Source organism: Streptomyces sp. NPDC043952 (assembly GCF_056435325.1).
This window is the reverse complement of sequence record NZ_JBWKES010000079.1, coordinates 1-1,293: the sequence shown is the minus strand read 5'-3', so window position 1 is coordinate 1,293 and position 1,293 is coordinate 1. Positions and strand designations below refer to the sequence as shown.

Genomic DNA, 1,293 nt, shown 5'->3' with positions numbered 1-1,293 from the left:
CAATCCACACCGAACCGGAAGGCCCTCACCTGTTCAAGATCCCTCAGCCGAGACCTGGCTCACCCGTCCACAACCTCCCCGGACAGAACACCTAGGGCCGAAACTCGAAAGTATCGGTTCTTCCTTCGATTGTCGGTACCCGGATCGCCCGGTGAACTTGACCGGGTGACTGTCGTACTCCTTCTCGCCATCGGCGTCCTGACCGGGCTGACCACCGTCCTCTTCGGGTTCGGCGGCGGCTTCGTCACCGTTCCGGTCGTCGTCTGGGCCGACGCCGCCGCAGGGCCGACCGCCTCGACGGTCGCCGTGGCGACCTCCTCCCTCGTCATGGTCGTCAACGCGGCCGTCGCCACCGCCGCCACGCCGAGACCACTGCTGACCGGCCTGCGGCACCGCCTCCCGTTGCTGGCACTGCTCGGCGCCGGAGGACTCGCCGGGGCTCTTGCGGCGGTGTTCGCACCGCCGGGGCTGATCACCTGGGGCTTCGTCCTCTACCTGGCCGCCACCCTCGTGGACGTACTCGTACGGCCGGGGTTCCTGCGTCCCGCGCGCGGCGGCCCGGCCGGGGACGGGACGATCGCGGTCCCCGCCGTGCTCGGCGTGCCGATCGGCTCGGTGGCTTCGTTCCTCGGCGTCGGCGGCAGCGTGCTGACGGTGCCGCTGCTGCGCCGCTCCGGGCTGCCGATGGCTGCCGCCACCGCGCTCGCCAATCCCCTCACCTTCTGCATCAGCGCCCCCGCCTGCGCACTCTTCCTGACGACGGCCCCCGCGGGCACCGGTGCGCTGCTGCTCGCCGCCGGTTCGGTCGACCTCGGGGCCGTCGCACTGCTCCTGCTGGGAGCCGTGCCCGTCGTCGTCCTGCTGCGCCGCAGGCCGCCCCGTATCGCAGACCGGGTCCACGCGTGGGGCTACATCGCCCTGCTGGCCCTCGTTCTCACGGTCATGCTGTTCCGCCTTCCGTGATCTCCGGGGCGTGGCGGACACCTGCGGCGCGGCTCCCCAGCCGTCGGCGCACAGCGCCCGCTTGACCGTCAGGCCCTGGGCGAAGCGGTCCGGGTCGGCCGGGAGCAGCCGGCCGAAGGCGAGGAAGACGCGGTCGCGGCCTGAAGGAGGGCCTACGGCCATGTGCGTCGGAACGTGGTCGGCAACCTCGGCGATCGTGACGACGTCCTGGCCCTGGCCCTGGACGACACGGGCTTCTTAGAACTCCTAACGCAATGACTTCAGGCGTCGCCAGCAGATGAGTGCGCATCCCAGGGTGAGGAAGGCTTCGTGGATGTCGTCGCGTACCTC

The 1,293-nt window shown here is 70.8% G+C and carries 1 protein-coding gene; it reads left to right on the top strand.

All coding sequences use genetic code 11. The features are described from left to right. The first annotated feature begins 165 nt into the window (after positions 1 to 165). The gene (locus AC069R_RS34075; RefSeq protein ID WP_478770564.1) at positions 166 to 963 is read left to right on the top strand and encodes a TSUP family transporter; all 798 of its coding nucleotides are present in this window, start codon (positions 166 to 168) and stop codon (positions 961 to 963) included. Positions 964 to 1,293: the final 330 nt, after the last annotated feature.